The sequence below is a fragment of the Mycobacteroides sp. LB1 genome, assembly GCF_013449725.1.
Taxonomy (GTDB): domain Bacteria; phylum Actinomycetota; class Actinomycetes; order Mycobacteriales; family Mycobacteriaceae; genus Mycobacterium.
In genome coordinates this window covers 1-852 of record NZ_JACCFF010000014.1, presented here as the reverse complement: position 1 = coordinate 852, position 852 = coordinate 1, and the positions used below count along the sequence as shown (strand labels likewise).

Annotated in this window: 1 pseudogene; it reads right to left on the bottom strand. The window is 67.3% G+C overall.

Annotated elements, in window-relative coordinates:
• Positions 1–852: pseudogene (locus MLB1_RS23900) on the bottom strand (PPE family protein); the annotation flags it as partial.

Genomic DNA, 852 nt, shown 5'->3' with positions numbered 1-852 from the left:
TGGAGTTCATGTCCATGTGTTGGGGGGCGGGGTCCTTGATTCGGGCGCCGCGTTTGCGTCGGGCTCGCGAACGCGCCGAGGCCGCCGCCGCGGCCGCCGCGGCGATTCCCGCCGCCGGTGCCTTAGCACCGGAGCCCTCATTCAACCTCGGACCAAACCGCGCCGCCGGCGGATCCTCACGCACCGCATACACCAGATAGGCGGGCGGGGCGGTCGCTGGAGCGGACGGTGCGGACGCCGAGCTGCCCGGGGTGGTGGGGGCGGAAGACGAACCGCCCGGCATCGACGGATTCGAAGGAACGTGCGTGAGCGGCAGCTCCTGTTGCGGGTGTCTGCGCTCGACCCGCGCAGGCTCGCGGCCGGGCTCGTCCTCATGGCCAGGCTCCTCGACGCCGGCAGGCGGGGCCAAGGCCGACAGCGCGAGCCCGAGAACGATGGGCAGCCAGGCCGGCGCCGAAAGCAAGACTCCCCAGAAGGTGAACCCGAAGGGGATGAAGAAGGCCTCATAAGCGATGAAGAACAGCAGCGGGAACCACGCGAAGAATGCGGCGATCGGGTTCTTCATAAAGTCTTCGATCATGTCCTGCAGCGTGCCGAGCGGGTCGGTCATGAAGCGCATGAGCTGATCGATGATGTTGTTGCTGTTATCCAACGCGGTGCCCGACTCGAGGGCTTGCGGCTGCGCGGCCATCGAAGTCATATCCGCGGACATCCGGGACATTTCCCCGCCGGGCGCCATGATCATCGGCGTCGGCTGTGTGGGGGCCACCGATAACACCGCCGCGGTCGAAACTCCTTGGTACACACCCATGGTGGTGGCGGCCTGGACCCACATCCGGATGTAGTCGGCCT